This is a genomic window from Hyphomonas sp. GM-8P, from assembly GCF_003263315.1.
Taxonomy (GTDB): Bacteria; Pseudomonadota; Alphaproteobacteria; order Caulobacterales; family Hyphomonadaceae; genus Hyphomonas.
In genome coordinates this window covers 121,667-143,038 of the sequence record NZ_AWFE01000061.1, presented here as the reverse complement: position 1 = coordinate 143,038, position 21,372 = coordinate 121,667, and the positions used below count along the sequence as shown (strand labels likewise).

The following is a 21,372-nucleotide window of genomic DNA, read 5'->3' as shown; positions in this document are numbered from 1 at the left end:
GGTGCACCGCAACAATCACTGCAGTCCTTGGAGGGAAATCCATGCGTGAAGCCGTTATCGTATCTTACGCCCGTACGGGCATGACCAAGACCCACCGTGGAGGTCTCAATGACACCCACCCAATCGTCATGGGTGGCCATGTCATGTCGGCCGCGCTTGAGCGTGCTGGCGTGGAAGCCGCCGCCGTGGAAGACGTGTTCTTCGGCTCCGCCCAGCCGGAAGGCGCAACGGGCATGAACGTCGCCCGCAACATCGCGCTGGCCGCCGGCTGCCCTTCCTCGACCGCAGGCGCCACCATCAACCGCTTCTGCTCCTCGGGCCTGCAGGCGATCGCCAATGCTGCGCACACCGTTATCAACGAAGGCGCACCGGTGGCTGTTGGCGGCGGTGTCGAAAGCCTGTCGCTGGTTGCCCATTCCGGCAAGACCAACCGCTACCGCATCGTGGAAGAAGGCCTGTACGAAAAATGGCCGGCCGTCTGGATGTCGATGATCGAAACCGCCGAAATCGTTGCTGACCGATACAACGTCAGCCGCGAATACCAGGACGAGTACTCCGCTGAATCCCAGAAGCGCACCGCCGCCTTCCAGGAAAGCGGCCACATGGCTGAAGAGATCGTTCCGCTGAAGACGCGGATGAAACTCGTCAACAAGGAAACGGGCGAAGAGACCTTCCAGGAAGTCGTCGTTGACCGCGACGACTGTAACCGTCCGGGCACGACCGCAGAATCCCTCGCTGGCCTGAAGCCTGTCCTCTCGGGCGGCATGGTCGTCAAGGAAGGCAAGTACATCACCGCCGGTAACGCATCGCAGCTGTCCGATGGCGCTGCCGCTGTCGTGGTGATGGAAGCCCAGGAAGCCGCAAAACGCGGCCTCAAGCCGCTCGGCCGCTTCGTCGGCTTCAACGTCGCCGGTTGCGATCCGGATGAAATGGGCATCGGCCCGGTCTTCGCCGTGCCGCGTCTGCTGGAACGTCATGGCCTCAAGGTCGACGACATCGACCTCTGGGAACTGAACGAAGCCTTCGCGTCGCAGTGCCTTTATTCGCGCGACCGCCTGGGCATCGACCCGGCGAAATACAATGTGAACGGCGGCTCGATCTCCATCGGCCACCCGTTCGGTATGACCGGCGCCCGCTGCACCGGCTCCATCCTGATGGAAGGCCAGCGCCGCGGCGCAAAATGGGGCGTCGTCACGATGTGTATCGGCGGTGGTCAGGGCGCTGCCGGCCTGTTCGAGATCTACAGCTAAGCCATAGCGGCTACAGCAACAGGAAAGCCCCGGCATTTGCCGGGGCTTTTTTGTAACATTAGCGTCATCAAACTTGAGTTTAACTGTCACATAAACTCTATATCTCCTGCGCTATTTTGTACGTCGCGGAGAGATTCCCGGTGCTTCTCAAATCCCTCTCGCGTACCAGCACGACCGCTCTTCTGGCGCTGGCCCTCCTGCCCTCGACAGCAATTGCCGAGGACTGGGAGCGTCAGGTCTTCGGGCGACTTCAGTATGACTATACGCGATCAAGCGGTGACGAGTCGGGATTTGACCATGACCGTGGCGAGCTTCGGACGGGCCGCATCGGACTGGATCTCAGGAGCGACCGCACCAAGCTGAGAGTGGAGCTGGCTCTCAACAATGATAGCGATATCGAAATTACCGACGCCTACATTAAACAGGCACTGGGCAAGTCAGGCTGGGATGTGCGGGCCGGGCAGTTCAAGACTAGGAACTCGCTGGACGAGCAGACTTCCGGACGCTTCCTGGTCTTTTATGAGCGCGCGGCGTTCACCGACGCATTCGAGTTCGACCGGCGCGTGGGCGTCCAGCTGGAGCGCAATGGACCCCGCCATTCTGTTTATGCCGGTGTTTTTGCCGATAATGCCAATGATACAGCTTTCTCAGGCGGTCATGTGGCGGCGGCCCGGTACGTGTTCACCCCCATCTTGACCGATACCGAATTGCTGCATTTTGGAATGTCGTTGCGTTGGCGCGAAGCGGGGGACGCAGACTTCCGCTACCGGCAGCGCCCGGTTTCGCATGAAGCCAGAGCGATTATTGCGACTCCCAGATTTGCCAGCGACGACCTGTTCGGCGGAGTCGAAGCGGCCTGGATCCACCGCTCCTTCTGGCTGGCTGGCGAATATGGCCAGCTGCAGGCAAACGGATCTGCGGGAGCGGATGCAACTTATACCGGCGGCTACACCGAAGCCGGCTATGTGTTCGGCGGCCACCGGACCTATGAGCATAACAGATTCGACCGGCCCGAGGTCTACCGGCCTGTGACGGCGGGCGGCTCCGGCGCACTGGTCCTCGCCGCCCGGGCGGACCGGCTGGACCTGTCGGACAGTGCCGCAGATGGCGGGGAGCTGAACACATTCACGATCGCAGCGGACTGGTTTGCCACCCCGTATGTCCACGCAGGAATAAACCTGTACCGATCCGAGGCGGATCTGGGGTCGACGTCCTTCGGGCTCGCCCCGGCTTTCACCACCTACCTGCTGGCAGGTGGGGCATCGGAAGATGTCACCGGCATCAGCCTGAGGATGCAGTTCGACTTCTGATCCCGCGTTCTGTTGCATCTTCTGTGAATAGCTTTCCTCATCGTTCTCCTTAGTTCCGGGTCTGGGCAATCATCACTAGGTAGCTGGAAATGCTCGAAGGAACTGCCCGAATGATCCGAACTTTTCTCTCCGCCGCCGCCCTGATCTCACTTGTGAGCGCCTGCAGCCCAGCGAGCGGGAATGCGAAAGCCCCGGCCGATACGGCGACAGCCGCGACGGATGCAGAGTCCATCCTGCCCGCCGACGCGACCGGCTTCATCACGGCCAATCCCCTACCCCTGGCCGATGATGGCAGCCTCCGCCGCGATGATTATGGCCGGCCGTATGAATATGCGCTCCTGGGCGAGCAGCTGCCGCATATCACCGGCACGATGCTCGACGGATCGACCTTCGATTCCAGCGAACTCACAAACTGGACGGTGATCGATGTCTGGGGCCTGTGGTGCAGCGACTGCCTGGCGGACGGGCCTTACGTCGCCGCGCTGTCCAGAGCCATCAACCAGGATCCGGATCTCGATTTCCTGTCCATCCACGTCCCGGCCAGCGCCGCACGAACGACACCGGAAGAGATGTACAAGAAGTACGGCTCTGTCGACGCCTACTTCGCCGAGAAGGGCTATTCCTATCCGGTCGTGATCGACACGGACACCAGCCTGCGCAGCGCGCTGAAGATCGGCTGGACCCCCTCCTACCTGCTCGTCTCACCCGATGGGGTTGTGAAGGGCTATCGCAGCGAATTCTCCGCGGCGGGGGGCGAGCCGGTCAAGGACTTCCTGAAAGACATCGCCCGCGTGAAGGCGGAGCAGTAGACACCGCTTCCCGGCGCGGTTCGATCTGGCCTGGAAAGGCACAACCGGGCGTCGTACCTGGCCCGTTCCGGTACCACTTGCCAGCGCAGCCATCACAGGCTGAGTTTCCTGGCCCGATTCTTGATGCAGCATTTGAACAATCGGCCTGCACCGGCTAACTGGTAGGCTCCGGACAGGAAAACGGGAGACACCCCGGAATGTTGCATGCTTCGACCAAACGCCTGATCGACAAGCTCGATGAGATGACCCGCAAACAGCGGGTCAGCTGGGAAGAAAGCGACAATGGCTCGATCAAGCACGACACCGAAGGGTATCGTGTGACGCTGACGGCTGCGCCGCACTCCCTCTTGCTGACCGACACGCTGGGCCGGGAAATAGAGACCTGTTCGCCGGAGGATTTCGCAGGCGAAACCGATGTGGATGGGCGGCCTTACACCGAGTTCGTTGAAGACCTGTACCGCGAAGCGCACCGCCATGCGCGCGGCGCCGAGAAGGCGATCTCTGCCTTGCTGAGCAGCCTGGACGAGGCGGATACGGAAGACGAGACGGAGACCGAGACGTCAGCGCCCCTGAGCAAGCCGGAAAGCTTCGAGCATCCGGAAGATGGCGGCGATGACTCCTACCCGCTCGAAGAGCACGAACTGCCCGAGCCGGAATATGAAGGCCAGGCCGACATGCAGGCCGCCATCGCGGCAATGGCCGACCAGGTGAATACGGCGCCGCCCCCGGCGACGCGGGTGGCGGAAGAAACCGAATTGGATGTTGCGCCAGAGCTTGTGCCGGAACCCATTGTGGAAGCACCCGCAATGCCGGCCGCCGCAGAAGCACCTGCAGAAGATGTCACACCCGTCCCCGAACCGGAACCTGTTGCCGAAACCGAGCCCTACGCGCCCTTCGCAGGGTCGGAAGACACCGCCCGCACCTATGCGGTTGCCGCGGAGTTCGAAGCGCCGGCCGCACCGGAGCCTCCACTAGCGGTCGAGGACACTGTGACCGAAGCCGCTGAGGAAGCGCTCGCGGCCGAAGAGCCCTTCGGCGGCGAGAATGATGTTTGGGAATCAATCAGGAATGCTGGCGCCGAAGACGATACACCTGCCGCCGAGCCGGATGCCCCCGCTGAAGATCCGGCCGCCCCTGCTCAGCGGCCCGCCCCCGTATTCGGTTCAGGCATATTTTCCGGCAGCATGAGCGATCTCAGCCGTTACCGTTCTACAGAAACAGAAGCCGCGCCCGAGCCAGCTCCGGGACCTGTACCTGAGCCCGCCGCTGAAACGGCAGCGGAACAAGAGTCCGCTCCAGAACCAGAACCTGAAGCGCCGCGCAGCTTCAGCCTGTCGGGCATTACATCGGGTTTTGGTCTCGGGTCGACGCATGCCGCGCACCGCACAGAGCCGCGCGCACCGGCCGCCGCTGCGGAGCCAGCCGAACGCGACCTGATCGATGGGACCGTCGACCTGCCGGATGACATGCCTGAGGAAGCGGAGCCTGATCCGACGCAGGAGTGGCGGATGGAACAGGATGCAGAGTTTGGCTTCACGGAAGCTGACCTGAAGCCGGGTATACCGGCCGAGCCCTTGCCCGCAGTCTCTGAAACGACGTCGGCAACACCGGAACCTCAGGCGCCTGTCGAAAAATCCGGGCCGGAATCCGAAGGGGCCCAGCCCGCACGCCCCGCCCGGCGCTTCAATCCCTGGAACTGATCTGTAACCGGATTACCCGCGCCAGAAGCGGCGGGTCAGCACCACGAAGACGACCACGAATTCCAGCCGCCCGAGCAGCATGTTGATCGTGCAGACCCAGGTGGCGAAGTCGGAGAAATCCTGGAATGTGCCGGACGGTCCGTTGATCGGACCAAGGCCGGGGCCGACATTCGATACCGTCGTCGCCGCACCCGATATCGCGGTCAGAGGATCCAGCCCGTCCAGGCCCAACAGGGCGGCCGAGATCAGGAAGGTCGCGAAGTAGAGAAACATGAAGACCATGACGGACTGCAGTGTGTCTTCATCGACATTCTTGCCGCCATACTTGATCGGCGCCCGGCGGTGCGGCTGAACCATGCGGCGCGAATAAGCGAGCATGGCTTTGGAGGCGATCTCCAGACGGAACATCTTGAGACCGCAGGCGGCAGACCCGGCACAACCGCCGACAAAAGTCGCCCCCAGGAAGATCGCCATCACCGGCGTGCCCCAGGTGTCATAGGGCGCAGAGGCATACCCCGTCCCCGTCATGACCGAGATGATGTTGAACAGGGCTTCCTTGAAGCCGTGGAACACGTGGTCGAAGATCGGCGGGTCCACGACCGCCTCGTGATAGATGACAATGATGCTGGCGAGGACGAACGCGATGCCCGCATAGAGCCGCGGCTGCGGATCGCTCAGCATCGGCATGATCCGGCCTTGCAGCAGAAGCATGGCCAGAAGGCTGAACGGCAGGCCGGCAACGAACATGAAGAAGGTCGCTGCATAGGCCGCTGGCGTATCGTTGAAATAGCCGAACGAGGCGTCGTGCGTGGAGTAACCGCCCGCCGACATCGTGGTCATGGCGTGGCAGATCGCGTCGAACCAGCTCATGCCGCAGAGATAGTAAACCAGCGCACAGGTCAGCGAGATGATGAGGTAGGTCAGGCCCAGATAGGTCGCGATATCGGTCACGCGCGGCAGGAACTTGCCGGACCGGTCCGAGTTCTCCAGCTGGAAGAGCTGCATCCCGCCGACGCGCAGTTGCGGCAGGATAGCGATCGCGGTCACGATGATGCCGATGCCGCCGAACCACTGGATGATCGAACGCCACAGCAACAGGCCGCGCGGCTGGGAGTCGAGTCCCGTCATCACGGTTGCGCCGGTCGTGGTCAGACCGGAGACACTTTCGAACATGGCGTCGGTGAAGCTCATGCCGGACGCGACGAACGGGATGGCGGCAACGGCCGGCAGTGCGGTCCAGACGAGGACGGTCAACAGGAAGCCTTCGCGCTGTCCGGTCCGCTCCACCTCCCCGCGTGCCAGCACCCACAGGCATGTGCCGATGAACACGGCACCAAAGGAGGAGACCGAGAACACATAGGCTTCCGGGCGCTTGTCGGCCCAGTCGATCAGCGCGCACGGCAGCATGGCCACGCCCAGGAGCACGGTCATAATGCCGATGGCAAGGAGTAGCGGGCGCAGCTGCATGTCAGGCGGTAACCATAGCCGGGAAAAGCTGCGAAGACGTCAACACGGCGCCCCGGCGGGTGCCGGGCACGCGGCGAGCAGCAGAATCATCAGGTTCGATCGGGTCATCAGCCATATGTCCGGTCAGCAGGCAAATCCTACGTTGCCTGCATTAACTGCGCCAGAGCGGACCGCATCTGCCGGATTCGGGTGGGCCCTGTGATTGACCGAAGGGAAAGCGATCTCTAAAGCCGGGCGTCTTCGTTACATTTGTATCTAATTGCAGCCACCCGGAAGCGTCATGTTCGATCACCCCTCCTACGATGCCCATGAAGGTGTCCACCTGTTTCACGACGCAGACAGCGGCCTGAAGGCGATTATTGCCGTCCATTCCACGGCGCGCGGGCCGGCAGCAGGCGGGTGCCGGATGTGGAATTACGATACCGGCGAGGCCATGCTGAAGGACGCCCTGCGCCTCAGCCAGGGCATGAGCTACAAGAATGCCATGGCGGACATTCCGCTCGGCGGTGGCAAGGCCGTAATCTGGGGCAATGCCCGCACCGACAAATCCCCGGAACTGTTCCGCGCATTCGGCCGGGCCGTGAACAGCCTGCAGGGCCTGTACACCACCGCCGAAGATGTCGGCGTCAGCGTCGCGGACATGGCGATCGTGCGGGAGGAAACACCCTATGTTGCCGGGCTCGATCAGGGTGAAGCCGCCTCAGGCGACCCGTCGCCTATCACAGCGAAAGGCGTATTCCTCGGCATTCTCGAAACCGCAAAGCGCGCTTTCGGTAGCGATGACCTGAACGGCAAGACGGTTGCCGTTCAGGGTGTCGGCCATGTCGGCGGATATGTCTGTGACCATCTGGCCAAAGCCGGCGCGACGCTGGTGATCACCGATATCGACAAAGCTGCATTGGATGCAGTCGCAAAACGGACCGGCGCACGGATCGTTGCACCGGACGCCATTTACGATGTCAGCGCTGACATCTTCGCACCTTGCGCCCTGGGCGCTGTCGTCAATGAGCAGACGCTGGAACGCTTCCGGTTCAAGGCGATTGCCGGCGGTGCCAACAACCAGCTGGTCGTGCCGGAAATGGGCGAGTTGCTGCGCCGGAAAGGCATCCTCTACGCGCCGGACTATGTTATCAATGGCGGTGGCATCATCAATGTCGCGGCAGAGATTTCCGGCAACTATTCCCGCGAGTGGGTGGATGCGAAACTCGCCCGGCTGGTCGAGACACTGGGGGAAGTCCTCGACGAGGCGCTCGCTCACGATACCCCGACCAATGAAGTGGCGGACCGGATCGCGCGCGAGCGGATCGCCGCGGCTAAGTAGAATCCCTTGCACAATTGCACGTTCAGCGTGTTAGACGTGGTGTCCTGAAAGCCCGTTGCGGGTGAATTAACAGGGAGACGCACATGTCCGTTGTCGCCATGCTGGAAGGGTCGGAATCAGCTGACCGCGCTTCGACACTGACCGCTCTGGGAATTGCCCGGCGCCTCAACGTGCCGGTCAGCGGCGTATGCGCACTGCCCGACCCCACCTCGACGCTGATCGTGATGTCGACCCCGGAAGCGACGGGCCTCGCGGCCAACGCAACGCGGGATATCTCCGCCCTGCAGGAAGAAGTGATCGCCCGTGCAAAAGCGACCTTTGAGGCGGCAACCGACGGGGCAAACATTCCGTGCGACTTTTCCCACATCGTCGATATAGCCGAGCGGGCCGGGGCCAATGCGGCGACGCTCGCCGATGCCGTTGTGTTTCCACACAGCGTCCAGAAAGCAGCAGATCCGCTGAGCCTGTCTTTCGAATATGTCCTGATGGAAGCACGCCTGCCGGTCGTCATGGCCGGGTCTGAGCCGCTGACCGATGGACCGGTGGTCGTCGCGTGGGACGGGTCCAATGGCGCTGCCCGCGCCGTGCGGTTCCACCTGCCGATCGTCAAGGCATTCGGAGAGGTGATCATCGCCCAGAACGAATCCGATCTCGGCAAGGACCAGCCCCGTGATGCCTCCAGTCCGGCAGCCCTCGAAGCCTGGCTCGACTCCCACAATGTGAAACACAAGCGCATGCCGATCGAAGGCCAGGTGGCCAGCGGTCTCCTGTCCCTCGCCAAAGGCAGTAACGCTTCAATAATTGTTGCGGGGGCCTATGGCCATTCCCGCATTGGCGAACGCCTGTTCGGCGGTACGACCCAGCGCCTGCTGGATGCCGACGAAGCCCCAGCGCTCGCTCTTGCCCGCTAATTCTGGCCCGCTAAACCGGAGAAAAAGATGACTCTGAAACGCATTACCCTGCAGCTCGCCCGCAATCCCGGCATCACCGAGGGCGACACCCGCATCGGATATTTCATCGTCGCGCCGCTGACCGAAGATGGTCATCTGGATGTCGACACCTGGCGGGAACACAAGAAGGAATGCCGGGTCACCCGCTTCCACCCCGACCCGGACGAGCATGCGACCGGCCTGCTGACCCATCGCGGCAACCAGTGGAAATTCCACTATGACGAAGACGATGAGGGTGACGACGAAGCCGGCTACCGGCTGGGTGACCATGTCTTCAAGGAAGGCGAATACATCACCGTGGCAAGCCATGGCGAAACACCGCTCACCTACAAGATTACGGACATTTCAACCGTATAGCAGTTGCGACGCCGCGTCAGGCTGGACACTCCTCCCAATCGCGATCTAAATGCACTCCAAGTGCCAATATAGAGGCGCGAGAGGGAGGAATGCATGTTGAAGCAAGCAACGGCTCTGGCCGTGATCATGACGTTGGCGGCCTGCAGCGGCACAGCCACATCAACAGAAGAAGCCAGCACGCCTGCGGCGGAGACCGCACCGGCGGCAGAAATCGGACGCACGGCCGGCTACAACCCCGATCGCAACGCCTATTTCGGCGACCTTCATATCCACACGCGGTCCAGCTTCGACGCCTATATCTTCAACGTGCGCCGCACCGCCGATGACGCCTACCGCTTCGCGCTCGGCGAAACCATCCAGCACCCGTCCGGCTTTGACATGACCATTGCGGGCGGCCCGCTCGACTTCTACACGGTGACCGACCACGCCGAATATCTCGGCATCCTGCCGGCCATGGACACACCCGGAACGAAACTCTCCGATCTGCCGCGCGCAAAGGACATGTTCTCGACCGATCCGGAAAAGATCACCGCGGCCTTCCAGGGCGTTGGCCAGTCGGTCCGCACCGGCAAGCCAATCGAAGACATGTATGATCTTGATACGATCAATTCGGTCTGGCTTCAGAATGTGGCTGCCGCAGACAAATACAACCAGCCCGGCAAGTTCACGACCTTTGCCGCCTATGAATTCACCTCGGTGACCACGCCGGACGAGAATGGCGGCTTTGGCGGCGGCAACCTGCACCGCAACGTCTTCTTCAAGGGCAAGGCGCCTGTGCGGGCCTTCTCGACGCTCGACTCCACCAATCCGGAAGATCTGTGGGACTGGATGGATGCGCAGCGCGAAGCCGGCATGGAAGTCATCTCCATCCCGCACAACTCCAATGTGTCTGACGGCCAGATGTTCCGTCTGGAAACATATAATGGCGAGCCGCTCGATACGGCCTATGCCGAACAACGCATGCGCAATGAGCCACTGGTCGAGGTGACGCAGGTCAAAGGTACGAGCGAGACCCACCCGGACCTCTCCCCCAATGACGAATGGGCGAATTTCGAAATCTATGACGAACTCCTGGGCGCCTTCACGGTCGGCGCGACGAAGGGTTCCTATGTCCGCGAAGCCTATCGCAACGGGCTGAAACTGCAGGAAGAAAAGGGCTTTGACCCCTTCCGTTTCGGCCTGGTGGCCGCTTCTGACAGCCACGTGGCCGGCGGCGCCTATTCGGAGGCTGACTACTGGTCGAAGATCGGCATAGTCGACGGAACACCTGTTGCACGCGGTTCCGTCCCCTTCCCCGGGACAACCGGTTGGGGCGACCAGCCGGAAGACAATTCCGCCGTCATGAGCGCCAAACACTGGTTCTCCCGCTGGAGCGCCAGCGGCCTGACGGGCGTCTGGGCGGAGGAAAACACACGCGAAGCCATCTTCGATGCCTTCCGCCGCAAGGAAACCTTCGCGACGACCGGCCCGCGCATGAAAGTGCGCTTCTTCGGCGGCTTCGGCTTTGACGAAGACATGCTGGCGTCTGCAAACCTCTCGCACGAAGCCTATGAGGGCGGCGTGCCGATGGGCGGCGATCTGGTCGGCACCGGCGAAGCCCCGGCCTTCATCGCTTGGGCCCAGCGCGACCCGAATGGCGGCACACTTCAGCGCCTGCAGGTGGTGAAGGTGACCAGCGATGGCGAGGAAGTCATCGACGTCGCCTGTGACAATGGCACGCCGGACCCGTCCACTCGCCGCTGCACCGACAACGGCGCCTCGGTCGATATGTCGACCTGTACCCCGTCGAATGAGGGTGCCGGCGAGCTGAAAGTCCTTTGGAGCGATCCGGACTTCGATCCGGCGCGCCGCGCGACCTATTATGTCCGCGTGCTGGAAAACCCATCCTGCCGCTGGTCGACATGGGAAGCCATGCGCAACGGCACCCCGCCGCGGCCTGACGTACCGGAGACGATCCAGGAACGTGCCTACACGTCCCCGATCTGGTATATCCCCGGCGGCTGACGCGACAGGAATACAATTTGACCGACACGACCGAACAGGTGCGCCGCTGGCCCGTGCTGCTGCGCGAGCCGCTCGTACACTTCATCTTCGCCGCTTTGGCGGTGTTCATCGCCTGGAACCTTGTCGCGTCCGGGCGGGCCAATGAAGCGCGCACCATCCGCGTTTCCAGTGCGGATCTGGAACGCCTCGCCTCGATCTACACGGCGGAAGCGGGCTCGCTGCCGTCCGGCGAAGACATGGTGGCCATGGTCAATGACTATGTGCGCGACGAGGCGCTGGCCCGGGAAGCCAAGCGTCTCGGCCTCGATGAAGGCGACACGATCGTGACCCGGCGCCTCGCACAAAAGATGACCTTCATGGTCGCCGACCTCGCCCGCGAGGAAACGCCGAACGATGCCGTTCTGCTCGAATGGTACGAGACCCATGCGGACCGGTTTACCGAACCGCAGAAGGTCACGTTCCGGCACGTCTTTCTGAGCGAGGATGTTCGAGGCGCTTCCGCAACTTCTGACGCGGAAGCCTTGCTCGGTGAGCTGAACGCCGGAAAAGACTGGCGGGAGGCAGGCGACCCGTTCATGCTGCAGCGTGCTTATGGTGACTTGCCGCTTCGCGAAGTCGTACGCCTGTTCGGCGGCGAGTTTGCGCAATCGATCGCCGCAACGCCGGCCTCGGACCTCTGGACCGGCCCCATCCGCTCCGCCCTCGGCGTGCACCTCGTCCAGGTCAGCGCCAATGCCCCGCCCCAGCTTTCACCCTTCGATGACGTGAAAGATGCCGTCCTTGCCGACTGGCAGGATCAGACACGGCGCGAGGAAAACGAAAAAGCGATCCAGGAAATCATCGCCCGCTACAAGGTCGAGGTTGAAGGCATCAATGCCGAATAGCTCCGGTCTGATCCGCTGGCTGACGGCCTTCCTTGCAGGCTTCGTCGTCTGGCTGATGTCCGCAGCGCCTGCAGCGGCGCATGAAGTGCGCCCGGCCTATCTGGAAGTGATCGAGACGTCCCCGGGCGTCTATGACGTCACATGGAAACAGCCCGTACTGGATGGACGGCGCCTGAAGATCGACCCGGTCTTTCCGAACGACTGCGCGCGCGAAGGTGAATATGTCGCCTCGCCCGGCGGGACGCTGGTACAGCGATGGACAACCAGCTGCGACCTCAATCAGGGCGAGATCCGGATCGACGGGCTGGAGCGAACCCTGACAGACGCATTTGTGCGGATCGACCGGCTGGAGGGCGACGATATTGGCGCCGTGTTGCGCCCCTCCTCCCCCGTGCTGGACCTTACCGTCCCCACCGGCGCACCTGTGACCACCTATTTTCGGATCGGCGTAGAGCACATCATCTTCGGTTGGGACCACCTCCTGTTCGTGCTGGGCATGGTCCTGCTGGTACGCCCGAAACAACTGTTGCTGACCCTCACTGCCTTCACCGTTGCGCACTCCATCACGCTGGCGGCAGCCACACTCGGCGGCGTCACCCTGCCCGGCCCGCCGGTGGAGATCACCATCGCGATGAGTATCGCGCTGCTGGGCGCCGAGGCCATGCATCGGATCAAGGGCTGGGACACGCTCAGCCAGCGCATTCCATGGGCTATCGCCTTCGGATTCGGCCTGATCCACGGCTTTGGATTTGCCGGCGCGCTGGCGGAGATCGGCTTGCCCAAAGGGGCCGAGGCGATGGCGCTGCTGTTGTTCAATGTCGGCGTGGAAGCCGGGCAAGTCCTGTTTGTGAGCGCCCTGCTGGCGGCAGCGTTTGTCGTTCACAAATTGGCAGCCAAGCGCATGGTGCCGGTGCGCGTGGGGCTCGCCTATTTCATCGGCTTCATGGGCAGCTACTGGGCGGTCGAGCGGATCGCCGGGGCCTTCTTCGGCGTCTGAACTGTCAGAGCCCGAGCGCCTTCCACAACATGCGCGCAGCAACCAGGGCCAACAGAATGGCGAACATCCGGCGGAGGCGCGCCGCGTCGAGCTTGTGTGCCAGCGATGCCCCGACCGGCGCCATCGTGACAGTGAACAGCGAGATCAGCGCGAAAGCCGCAAGGTTTACATGGCCGAGCGAGAATGGCGGCAGGCCTTCCCGCCCCCAGCCGATATAGATTGCCATGATGGCGGACGGCAGACCGATGGCCACCCCCCAACCGGCGGCGGTCGCAACAGCCTGGTGTATCGGCCGGCCGTAGAGTGTCATCAGGCTGACGCCGAACGTGCCGCCGCCGATCCCCATCAGCGCCGACAATGCCCCCACCGCCATGCCCAGTGCCGCGCGCAGCGGCCCCTTCGGCATGTCATCGGCAAGGCGCCAAGTGGGACGCCCGAAAAACAGTTGGGCCGACAACACGAAAGCGAGCGATCCGAAGATGCCGAGCAGGGCCCGCTTTGAAAGGAATCCCGTAAGCGACATGCCTGCCAGCGCGCCCAGCACGATCCATGGCGCCCATCCGCGGATGATCGACCAGTCGACAGCACCATGGCTGTTGTGAGCGCTGACGCTGCGCGCAGAGGTGAGGATAATCGTGGCAAGCGAGGTCGATACGGCCACATGCATCGCTGCCTCGCCATAGCCCATGGCATCGAACAGGAAGTACAGGACCGGCACGATGATGGCGCCGCCGCCAATGCCGAACAGGCCGGCGGCGAGCCCGGCGGCCGCACCTGCCAGGGCAAGCGCCACGAGTAGCGGGCCATACTGAACGACCAGATCCATTCTCTCCTCCTCCCGCGATGGCCCGAAATGATCCGTCTGGTGCTTTGCGCCTGCGGTTTGTTTATGCAGGCTGTTTGCACGAGCCGGCCTGACATGGCCAGCGTGAAACGCTGCGTTCTGTTGCAGGCCTTACGCAAATTGGCCTGTTTTCTCCCGAAGGCACCCCCAGGAATCCTTACCAGATACTTGCACAGCGTAAGGAGTTTTCACCTGCTTCTTAGTCTGGTGGAAACGTTAATCGCCCATAATCCATTCCGAATGTCTACAGGTGGGACAAGCGCATGTTGAACAAGTTGACCAATTGGATCGATAATCGCGAAGGCAATGTCGCGATCATTCTGGCAATTGCGATCATCCCTATTCTGGCACTGGTCGGTATCGCGATCGACCTGCAGAACACCAATACGAGCCGCCAGTTCATCCAGTATACGATGGACAATGCGGTGATCGCCGGCTCTCGCGAAATGCAGGCAGGCAAGTCCAAGGCCGAGATCAACACCTATATCAACAATTTCGTCGATGGCGTGGTGAAGGCCAAGAATTACGCCGTTGGCTGCAAGCCTGTTGAAGTCACCTATTCGGAAGGCTCACAGGACATCAACGCCACGATCAAGTGCCAGCAGAAAACCACGCTGACCGAACTAATCGGCTACCAGTATCTGGATTTCACAGTCACCTCCGGCTCCACCTACGGGATCGGTAATGTCGACGTTTCGTTCGTATTCGACATCTCGGGCTCTATGGGTTGGGATGGCAAGATGGGCGCCTTGAAGGATGCCGCAGAAGATGCCGTCGACGTCCTTCTGCCGACGGGCGCCACCGAAGATATGGGCGATGTCCGTATCTCTATGGTTTCCTATTCCAACTATGTAGATGCAGGTGACTACTTCAAGAAAGTCACGAACCTGAACCCGACTCGCACGTTCACCAACACCTACACCACAACGGAAAGGGTGTGCGTGGAATGGAGACGCAATGGCCGTTGCCGCCGTTACGAATATCAGGACGTTGAGCACACCTCTTCGGAGACCTTCACCAATACCTGTGTCGAGGAACGCCTCGGGTCAGAAGCCTATACGGATGAAGATCCCGGCCCCTTTTCCTGGATCGAGGCCATCGAGCCGACATACGATTCCCGCCGTGATCGCTGGAGCATGGCTTCCTGCAACCCGATCGGCCCTCTTCCGCTGACGGATGACCGGGACAAGCTCAAAGATTATATTAGTAAGCTGAATGCCAATGGCGGCACCGCCGGACATATCGGCATCGCCTGGGGCTGGTATGCCATCTCTCCCCAATGGGACAGTGTCTGGCCATCGGGGTCCGATCCGCTGGAATATGACGCGCCGGACTCTGCCAAGGCCATGATCATCATGACCGACGGTGACTTCCTGAACTGGCACAATACCGGTGAAGGCTCATCCTTCGACCAGGCCAAGAAACTCTGCGACAACATCAAGGAGGAAGGCGTGCGGGTCTATACCGTCGCGTTCAAGGCTCCGTCACAAGGTAAGCAGATCCTCGAATACTGCGCATCGGGTACGGAGTTCGCCTTCAAGGCTGAAAGCGCCGACGAACTGACCGACGCCTACACCAAGATCGCCCAGTCCATTTCGGACCTGCGCATCACCTACTGATCCGGCGATTGGCGGGGCCGCTCAACCGAGCGACAGTCCCGCCAGCTCCCCTTCTTCCCGCCACTGTTTCAGAATGGCAAAATACGGATCGGGCCCGGCGCCATAGGAGAGATCCTGACGGGCGCGCTCGCTCGGCTTGCCTTCATTGTTGTAGTAACCCGGCGTGCATTCCTCCAGGAATTGCTGGCGCAGCATGGCCTTCTCGATGATCGTATCGACCCAGGCCTGTTCGGCCTTTTCCGTCAGTTCGAACCTTCCGGCCTGACGTGCTTTCGTTTCGGCCAGCGTGTAGCCGATCTGCACGGCCTGTTCTGCCAGCAGATGCGGGTAGTTCGCCGTAAAGCCAGCCTGCGCCGGACCCATCACGAACAGGTTCGGGAATCCGTGCACGAACATGCCGTGCAGGCTGCGCATGCCATTCCCCCATGCCTGCGCCAGCGACACACCATCCTCGCCAACCGGATTGTAGCCGGCCCGGCGGGTGTAATCCGTGCCGACTTCGAAGCCAGTCGCATAGATCAGGCAGTCGACCTTGTACTCCTTGCCCTTTACGACCACGCCATGCTCGGTGATGGCATCGACGCCCTGCCCTTCGGTATCGACCAGCGTGACATTGTCCCGGTTGAAGGCCGCGAGATAATCATCGTGGAAACAGGGCCGTTTGCAGAACTGGCGGTACCAGGGCTTCAACGCCTCCGCCGTGGCAGGATCCTTGACGATCTCGTCAACCCGGCCACGCACCTGTTCCATCTTCTTAAAGTCGGCCAGCTCGGCCAACTCAGACAGTTTTTCCGGGGACAGGTCCTTGTTGCCTTCCTGTGTCGCGATATGCAGCAGGTTGCGGATAATGTCCGTCCACCCATCCTGTACCATGTCCACAGGAGCAAACCCGCCTGAAACGAGCGTATTGAAATTCTCCATCCGCGCTTTTTGCCAGCCAGGCTGGAGCGACTTCACCCAGTCCGGGTCTGTCGGCCGATCACCCCGGTAATCCACTGATGAAGGCGTGCGCTGGAACACGTAAAGATGCTTTGCGCCGCGGGCGAGATGCGGGACGCACTGAACGGCGGTCGCGCCGGTACCAATGATCCCGACGACCTTGTCCGAAAGCTTGTCGAGCTCGCCCGAACAATCGCCGCCGGTATAGTCATAGTCCCAGCGGCTGGTGTGGAAGGAGTGTCCCTTGAAGGTTTCCACGCCCTGGATGCCCGGCAGTTTTGGCCGGTTCAGTGGACCATTCGACATGACCACGAATTGCGCGGTGAAATCGTCACCGCGATTGGTCAGCACCTGCCACGCGTTCTTTTCCTCGATCCAGTTGAGCCCGGTGATCTCCGTACCCAGAAGGGCATTTCGGTAGAGATCATAGTGCCGGGCGATACGGCGGGAGTGCTCAAGGATTTCCGGCGCGCGGGAATATTTTTCCACCGGCATGTAGCCGGTCTCTTCCAGCAGCGGCAGGTATATATAGCTTTCGATGTCACAGGCGGCGCCGGGATAGCGGTTCCAGTACCAGGTCCCGCCAAAGTCACCGCCCTTCTCGATCATGCGGATATCGTCGAACCCGGCCTCACGCAGCTTTCCTGCTGCCAGCAGGCCGCCAAAGCCGCCGCCGATGACGCAGACTTCCACATGGTCCGTGGCCGGATCGCGCGGCTCGAATTCGCAATATGGATCGTCGATATAATGGGCAAAGTCACCCACCATGTTCACATATTGCTCATTGCCTTCTGTGCGCAGGCGCTTATCGCGTTCGGCGCGATACTTGTCGCGCAGGGCGTCGGGGTCAAACGCCTCAGGCCGTGCATCATCTGCCATGGCCGTTTCCTCCTGATGTTTCCTCGTCCGGATCTTTTTGCCCGGCTAAATCCAGTTTACCGGAACCGGGTCGCCTGAAACAGGCTGACCCAACGCCAACCTGAGACAGAAATTGTTCCAGCCGCATACGGCCGGCGATATCTCCGCTTGACGGAAAGCGGCGCGCCAGCGAAGGCTCCGCCCCATGCGCCTGCCCCATCCCATCATTCTGGTCTGCATTGCCGTCCTGTGCGGCTGTACGCTCGACGCCACGATGAAGGGCGTCACCCTGGGCGGCACAGGCGTGATCACGGCGACGGCCTGGCGCTATATCCTCGCCTCCATGATCATGGTCGTGCTGTTCCTGGCTGCGCGTCGCCCCATGCCCGGCCTGAAAGCCATCCGCTTTCACACATTGCGGTCGATTGCGCAGGTGATTTCATCGCTCACCTTCTTCTACGCCTTGACACAGATCACGCTCGCAGAGGCTGTGGTGATGGGCTTCACCGCCGCCCTGATGATCGCGCCGATCGCGCGGGTCCTGCTGGGAGAGCGGATGAGTCCGGTCACGGTCGGCGCCTCACTGGTCGGTTTCGTCGGCGCGGCCATCGCGATTTCAGGCGAACCGGCGAGTGCCCCGGCCGCGGGCGTTCGCGCTTACGGGATCGCGGCGATGCTGGTCTCTGCCGTTGGGTATGCCCTGAACATCGTGCTGCTGCGGATGCGCACGAAGGAGGAGGACGCGCTGACGCTGGTGACCTTCATGAACGTGCTGCCCGCACTGTTCCTGATCCCCTTCCTGCCCTTCACCGGCGTCCTGCCGGAGGTGAATGCCTGGCCGAAGCTCGGCGGGGCTGCGGTGGCGGCGGTCGGCATCTGGTCGTTCATGACGTTCGCCTATGCCCGGGCGAAGGCGCAGACACTGGCGCCGTTCGAATATACGGGCCTGATCTGGTCATCCCTGTTCGGTTACGCCTTTTTCCAGGAGATACCGAGCATCCGGCTCTATGGCGGCGCGGCGATCATCATTCTCGCCTGCCTCGTCGTGGCGTTCGAGACGCACTTCACGGCCCGCCGGGAAGCACGCGCTGCGGCCGCCGAAATCGCGCCGTAAGATCTACCAGACCCCGGCATTCTTGAGCGCGGTGTCGAGGTCTGGCGGAATATTCAACGCCGCTTCGCCGGACTTCAGATCACGTGGGGCATCTTCAGGCTTCAGGTATCGCCAGCCCTGAAAGGGACGCTTTGCCTGCGCATAGGTGCGCACCAGTTCCGGGTCGAAGATCAGGGCGCACATGTCCCGGCCCTCGGAGTCCTTTTCCTGACGGATATCGACGATGCGCTGGCGCACGCGGATCGCGCCCTTCACCACCCAATAGATCGACCCGCCGCGCAGGATTTCCTCTGCGCGTTTCGGAAACATGCGAGTGTAGTGCGCCGGATTGGGCGAGGTCTTCAGGTATCGGGCCTGCCACCGGGCAATGTCGTCGACATCTTCGGAACCGACGCTGAGTTTCACCATGTGAATCGTCATGGCGTCAGTCTAGCGCGCGCAGGCCCGGAGGCCAAAGCGACTACTGTATCAGCTGGGCCGACTCGAATTCCTGCTGGGCCTCGTTACTGGCGAAGAAGAATTCCGCCTGCACGATGTTGGCCGAATACCGCCGGTCGATCGTACGGAAGGCTGCGCGGGCCTGCAGGTCGATGGAAAAACCGGACACGTAGCTCATGCCCCAGCGAGGCTCCGTCCGGATGAAATAGGACTGGTCGTAGCGGGTCAGCGTGCCACCTTCAGGACCGGAAACCGGATGCGGCAGCGTGTAGTCGATCCGCAGGAACCGTTCGCCCACAGGGTCCAGCCAGGCCGTCGCGGCGAGGCGCTGGGCGGCCCAGATATCAAACTCCCCGTCATTGCTGGAGGGGCGGTGGTGGAAAGAAACTTTCCAGGCGGCGCCCTTGTCGTCCACCATTACCTGCGGCCCGAGACTGGCACGCAGATCGTCCGGGAACAGGCGCCCATCCGGGGCGGCCTCATTGGCCCATTCGGCAGCGACATTGTCGAGTTCCTCGTCCTCGCCTTCCCAGGCCAGCGCCGTCCAGCGATCCCGTCCCTTCTCGCGCGGGTCAAAGCGGTAGACGCGCCGTGCGTGCGACGATTGCAGCTCCACCGTGAAGGCCGCGCGCAGCGTGGTCGGGGCTTCCGTCGCCTCCAGCGCGGAATTCATCGGACCCGATCCGGTCGCCAGGGTGAAGGTGAGCAGCCAGGCTAGAAACATGACGGTGACGCAATCCTCCGGGCAGGGCTATGCCCGGATTACGGCATCACTACGGCGGATCACGCCGGACTTAGCCATGACCAGGACGGATCATAGCATGCGCCATCAATGATTTACGTGAGTTGAACAGAACTGCCCCCGAAGGCGCAGGCCGTCAGTCCTTGTCGGCATCCTTGAGCGGTACGCCATAGAGTTCCAGACGGTGGTCGACCAGCCGGAAGCCCAGCTTCTTGGCAATCAGCTCCTGAAGCTCCTCGATTTCCTCGGAATGGAATTCGACGACTTCGCCGGTGCGCACATTGATCAGGTGATCGTGATGCTCGTCCGGCACTTCCTCGTAGCGGGCGCGGCCATCGCGGAAATCGTGGGCCTGAATGATCCCTGCATCCTCGAACAGTTTCACGGTGCGATACACTGTAGCGAGCGAGATGGAGGCATCCTGGGCATTGGCCCGGCGGTGCAGCTCTTCGGCGTCGGGGTGATCCGTCGAGGTCGAGAGCACACGTGCGATCACGCGCCGGGGCTCCGTCATGCGGAGGCCCTTCTCAACGCAGAGTTTTTCGAGTCGATCCATGATACGTATTTGCCCTTAGCGCGACGGTAAGTCCAGTTTCTGATGTTGGCTGCGGTCGATGCTGTCAACTCCAGCGAGCCGTGCGAAGCGTGCCAGTTCCGCGTCCAGCCGGGCCTCCCGGGCGGCGGTCCAGGCAATGCCGGCTTCCGGCCAGAGACGCTCCACGCTTAGCGTTCCGGCGGCCCGGTCGGCTTTTACCTCCACCCGGCCAACCATGCGGTCCCCTTCCAGCAGCGGATAGACATAATAGCCCCAGCGGCGTTTGGCCGCCGGGACGAAGATCTCGATCCTGTAGTCGAAGCCGAACAGACGCTGCAGCCGGGCCCGGTCGCGGATTACCGGATCGAATGGGTTCAGGATGCGCAGGCGCGAGGTCGGCGCCGGGGCAGCCTCCAGACGGGCTTCGATGTCTTCCGGGGCGAGCCCGCTCGTCCATTTGCCGTCGGCGCATTCGATTCGCACCGGTACGAGGCGTTTCTGCCGTGCGGCCCAATCCTTTACCTCAGCCAGATCCGCGGCATCCCAGAAACGCTGGATGTCCCCTTCAGAACCAAAGGCAATGCGCGAGAGCGCTTCGCGGCAGAGCCAGTCGACCTGTTCATGATCGGGCGGTTCGTCTTCCCGGTGATGGCTGGGAATCACCCGTTCAGTCAGATCGTAGAATTTGGTGAAATTCTCGCGGTGGGAGGTCGAGAGTGCCCCAGAATACCACATGTAATCCAGCGCCAGCTTGTGCGGCGGGCGGCGCCACATCTCGCGCGGGCCCTCGACCTTCGTGTCGAAAGCCTTGGTGCTGAGCGGGCCTTCCTGCCGGATGCGGTCCACAATCCATGCCCGGCCATCGGCGTCGAGCATGCCGCGGTGCCATTCCCAGCCGCGCACTTTCTTCTCCAGCCGCCGGAACTGGCGGCGCCAATTGGGATAGAACTCCATCGGGATCACGGAGGCGTCGTGCGTGAAATGCTCGAAGACGCCGCGTTCCTTGCGCATGAGCTTTTCGAGCATGGGCTCGCGATAGTTCTGGTTGCGGGACCAGAGGATGTGGTGATGCGCCCGCGAGACGACGCGGATGGAGTCAAGCTGGACGAAACCCAGGTCGCGGATGAGCGCCGCCAGGTCCAATGGCCCTGTCGGTGTGGCCGACAGGCCCTGTGCGTGCAGCCAGAGACGGCGGGCATCCCGATTGCGGATTTCGAGCGGTGCCGAGGTCATC

Annotated in this window: 19 protein-coding genes; 12 read left to right on the top strand and 7 right to left on the bottom strand. The window is 62.0% G+C overall.

Features of this window, described 5'->3' with window-relative positions; translation table 11 throughout:
- The first annotated feature begins 41 nt into the window (after nucleotides 1–41).
- The 4 genes from HY26_RS07125 to HY26_RS07110 all read left to right on the top strand — a co-directional run bounded on the left by HY26_RS07125 (nucleotide 42) and on the right by HY26_RS07110 (nucleotide 5,069).
- Nucleotides 42–1,250 (top strand): acetyl-CoA C-acyltransferase, encoded by a 1,209-nt coding sequence (locus tag HY26_RS07125; RefSeq protein ID WP_034763542.1) that lies wholly within the window; start codon nucleotides 42–44, stop codon nucleotides 1,248–1,250.
- 140 nt (nucleotides 1,251–1,390) lie between these two features.
- Nucleotides 1,391–2,560, top strand: coding sequence for an OprO/OprP family phosphate-selective porin (locus tag HY26_RS07120; protein WP_051599712.1), 1,170 nt, complete (start codon nucleotides 1,391–1,393; stop codon nucleotides 2,558–2,560).
- Between the two features lie 110 nt (nucleotides 2,561–2,670).
- A complete protein-coding gene (locus HY26_RS07115) occupies nucleotides 2,671–3,369 on the top strand; it encodes a TlpA disulfide reductase family protein (RefSeq protein WP_158531441.1) in 699 nt (232 codons plus the stop codon).
- 197 nt (nucleotides 3,370–3,566) lie between these two features.
- Nucleotides 3,567–5,069, top strand: a complete 1,503-nt coding sequence (locus tag HY26_RS07110) for a hypothetical protein (protein WP_112073226.1) — start codon at nucleotides 3,567–3,569, stop codon at nucleotides 5,067–5,069.
- Between the two features lie 12 nt (nucleotides 5,070–5,081).
- Here HY26_RS07110 and HY26_RS07105 read toward each other — a convergent pair whose 3' ends face one another.
- Nucleotides 5,082–6,500 (bottom strand): TrkH family potassium uptake protein, encoded by a 1,419-nt coding sequence (locus HY26_RS07105; RefSeq protein WP_233351555.1) that lies wholly within the window; start codon nucleotides 6,498–6,500, stop codon nucleotides 5,082–5,084.
- 316 nt (nucleotides 6,501–6,816) lie between these two features.
- On the opposite strand from HY26_RS07105, the gene HY26_RS07100 reads away from it, so the two are divergent.
- The 6 genes from HY26_RS07100 (at nucleotide 6,817) to HY26_RS07075 (ending at nucleotide 13,049) form a co-directional block, all read left to right on the top strand.
- Complete coding sequence (locus HY26_RS07100; protein WP_112073225.1) at nucleotides 6,817–7,857, top strand: Glu/Leu/Phe/Val dehydrogenase; 1,041 nt, start codon at nucleotides 6,817–6,819, stop codon at nucleotides 7,855–7,857.
- An 83-nt stretch (nucleotides 7,858–7,940) separates the two neighbouring features.
- Nucleotides 7,941–8,768, top strand: a complete 828-nt coding sequence (locus HY26_RS07095) for a universal stress protein (protein ID WP_034763532.1) — start codon at nucleotides 7,941–7,943, stop codon at nucleotides 8,766–8,768.
- Between the two features lie 27 nt (nucleotides 8,769–8,795).
- Nucleotides 8,796–9,164, top strand: coding sequence for a hypothetical protein (locus HY26_RS07090; RefSeq protein ID WP_112073224.1), 369 nt, complete (start codon nucleotides 8,796–8,798; stop codon nucleotides 9,162–9,164).
- 93 nt (nucleotides 9,165–9,257) lie between these two features.
- On the top strand, nucleotides 9,258–11,168 hold the full coding sequence (locus HY26_RS07085; RefSeq protein ID WP_112073223.1) for a DUF3604 domain-containing protein: 1,911 nt from the start codon (nucleotides 9,258–9,260) through the stop codon (nucleotides 11,166–11,168).
- A gap of 17 nt (nucleotides 11,169–11,185) precedes the next feature.
- Entirely contained in the window at nucleotides 11,186–12,052 is an 867-nt protein-coding gene (locus tag HY26_RS07080; protein ID WP_112073222.1) for a peptidyl-prolyl cis-trans isomerase, read from the top strand.
- Nucleotides 12,042–13,049 carry a HupE/UreJ family protein gene (locus tag HY26_RS07075; RefSeq protein WP_158531440.1) on the top strand — a complete coding sequence of 336 codons (1,008 nt, stop codon included), beginning with the start codon at nucleotides 12,042–12,044 and terminating at the stop codon, nucleotides 13,047–13,049. The genes HY26_RS07080 and HY26_RS07075 overlap by 11 nt, the downstream gene beginning before the upstream one ends.
- A gap of 4 nt (nucleotides 13,050–13,053) precedes the next feature.
- Here the strand turns inward: HY26_RS07075 and HY26_RS07070 are convergent, their stop codons facing one another.
- Entirely contained in the window at nucleotides 13,054–13,875 is an 822-nt protein-coding gene (locus HY26_RS07070) for a sulfite exporter TauE/SafE family protein (protein WP_034763522.1), read from the bottom strand.
- A gap of 281 nt (nucleotides 13,876–14,156) precedes the next feature.
- Here HY26_RS07070 and HY26_RS07065 point away from each other — a divergent pair, with 281 nt between their 5' ends.
- Nucleotides 14,157–15,512 (top strand): pilus assembly protein TadG-related protein, encoded by a 1,356-nt coding sequence (locus tag HY26_RS07065; protein WP_112073220.1) that lies wholly within the window; start codon nucleotides 14,157–14,159, stop codon nucleotides 15,510–15,512.
- A gap of 21 nt (nucleotides 15,513–15,533) precedes the next feature.
- Here the strand turns inward: HY26_RS07065 and HY26_RS07060 are convergent, their stop codons facing one another.
- The gene (locus HY26_RS07060) at nucleotides 15,534–17,330 is read right to left on the bottom strand and encodes an NAD(P)/FAD-dependent oxidoreductase (protein WP_112073219.1); all 1,797 of its coding nucleotides are present in this window, start codon (nucleotides 17,328–17,330) and stop codon (nucleotides 15,534–15,536) included.
- A 184-nt stretch (nucleotides 17,331–17,514) separates the two neighbouring features.
- On the opposite strand from HY26_RS07060, the gene HY26_RS07055 reads away from it, so the two are divergent.
- The gene (locus tag HY26_RS07055; protein ID WP_034763514.1) at nucleotides 17,515–18,423 is read left to right on the top strand and encodes a DMT family transporter; all 909 of its coding nucleotides are present in this window, start codon (nucleotides 17,515–17,517) and stop codon (nucleotides 18,421–18,423) included.
- Nucleotides 18,424–18,426: 3 nt separating this feature from the next.
- On the opposite strand, the gene HY26_RS07050 is transcribed toward HY26_RS07055, so the two are convergent.
- The 4 genes from HY26_RS07050 to HY26_RS07035 form a co-directional block, all read right to left on the bottom strand.
- Nucleotides 18,427–18,843, bottom strand: coding sequence for a DUF1489 family protein (locus HY26_RS07050; protein ID WP_112073218.1), 417 nt, complete (start codon nucleotides 18,841–18,843; stop codon nucleotides 18,427–18,429).
- A 40-nt stretch (nucleotides 18,844–18,883) separates the two neighbouring features.
- Nucleotides 18,884–19,585, bottom strand: coding sequence for a hypothetical protein (locus tag HY26_RS07045; protein WP_112073217.1), 702 nt, complete (start codon nucleotides 19,583–19,585; stop codon nucleotides 18,884–18,886).
- Nucleotides 19,586–19,739: 154 nt separating this feature from the next.
- Nucleotides 19,740–20,159, bottom strand: a complete 420-nt coding sequence (locus HY26_RS07040) for a Fur family transcriptional regulator (protein WP_034763496.1) — start codon at nucleotides 20,157–20,159, stop codon at nucleotides 19,740–19,742.
- A 15-nt stretch (nucleotides 20,160–20,174) separates the two neighbouring features.
- Nucleotides 20,175–21,371: a winged helix-turn-helix domain-containing protein gene (locus HY26_RS07035; RefSeq protein WP_112073216.1), complete on the bottom strand. Its 1,197-nt coding sequence runs from the start codon at nucleotides 21,369–21,371 to the stop codon at nucleotides 20,175–20,177.
- Nucleotide 21,372: the final 1 nt, after the last annotated feature.

What these genes read in the sequence shown, in the direction of transcription:
- HY26_RS07075 (WP_158531440.1), top strand. Translation starts at nt 12,042, where the DNA reads ATGCCGAATAGCTCCGGTCTGATCCGCTGGCTGACGGCCTTCCTTGCA.
- HY26_RS07035 (WP_112073216.1), bottom strand. Translation starts at nt 21,371, where the DNA reads ATGACCTCGGCACCGCTCGAAATCCGCAATCGGGATGCCCGCCGTCTC.
- HY26_RS07045 (WP_112073217.1), bottom strand. Translation starts at nt 19,585, where the DNA reads ATGTTTCTAGCCTGGCTGCTCACCTTCACCCTGGCGACCGGATCGGGT.
- HY26_RS07105 (WP_233351555.1), bottom strand. Translation starts at nt 6,500, where the DNA reads ATGACCGTGCTCCTGGGCGTGGCCATGCTGCCGTGCGCGCTGATCGAC.
- HY26_RS07050 (WP_112073218.1), bottom strand. Translation starts at nt 18,843, where the DNA reads ATGACGATTCACATGGTGAAACTCAGCGTCGGTTCCGAAGATGTCGAC.
- HY26_RS07040 (WP_034763496.1), bottom strand. Translation starts at nt 20,159, where the DNA reads ATGGATCGACTCGAAAAACTCTGCGTTGAGAAGGGCCTCCGCATGACG.
- HY26_RS07060 (WP_112073219.1), bottom strand. Translation starts at nt 17,330, where the DNA reads ATGGCAGATGATGCACGGCCTGAGGCGTTTGACCCCGACGCCCTGCGC.
- HY26_RS07070 (WP_034763522.1), bottom strand. Translation starts at nt 13,875, where the DNA reads ATGGATCTGGTCGTTCAGTATGGCCCGCTACTCGTGGCGCTTGCCCTG.
- HY26_RS07115 (WP_158531441.1), top strand. Translation starts at nt 2,671, where the DNA reads ATGATCCGAACTTTTCTCTCCGCCGCCGCCCTGATCTCACTTGTGAGC.
- HY26_RS07090 (WP_112073224.1), top strand. Translation starts at nt 8,796, where the DNA reads ATGACTCTGAAACGCATTACCCTGCAGCTCGCCCGCAATCCCGGCATC.
- HY26_RS07065 (WP_112073220.1), top strand. Translation starts at nt 14,157, where the DNA reads ATGTTGAACAAGTTGACCAATTGGATCGATAATCGCGAAGGCAATGTC.
- HY26_RS07125 (WP_034763542.1), top strand. Translation starts at nt 42, where the DNA reads ATGCGTGAAGCCGTTATCGTATCTTACGCCCGTACGGGCATGACCAAG.
- HY26_RS07100 (WP_112073225.1), top strand. Translation starts at nt 6,817, where the DNA reads ATGTTCGATCACCCCTCCTACGATGCCCATGAAGGTGTCCACCTGTTT.
- HY26_RS07095 (WP_034763532.1), top strand. Translation starts at nt 7,941, where the DNA reads ATGTCCGTTGTCGCCATGCTGGAAGGGTCGGAATCAGCTGACCGCGCT.
- HY26_RS07085 (WP_112073223.1), top strand. Translation starts at nt 9,258, where the DNA reads ATGTTGAAGCAAGCAACGGCTCTGGCCGTGATCATGACGTTGGCGGCC.
- HY26_RS07055 (WP_034763514.1), top strand. Translation starts at nt 17,515, where the DNA reads ATGCGCCTGCCCCATCCCATCATTCTGGTCTGCATTGCCGTCCTGTGC.
- HY26_RS07110 (WP_112073226.1), top strand. Translation starts at nt 3,567, where the DNA reads ATGTTGCATGCTTCGACCAAACGCCTGATCGACAAGCTCGATGAGATG.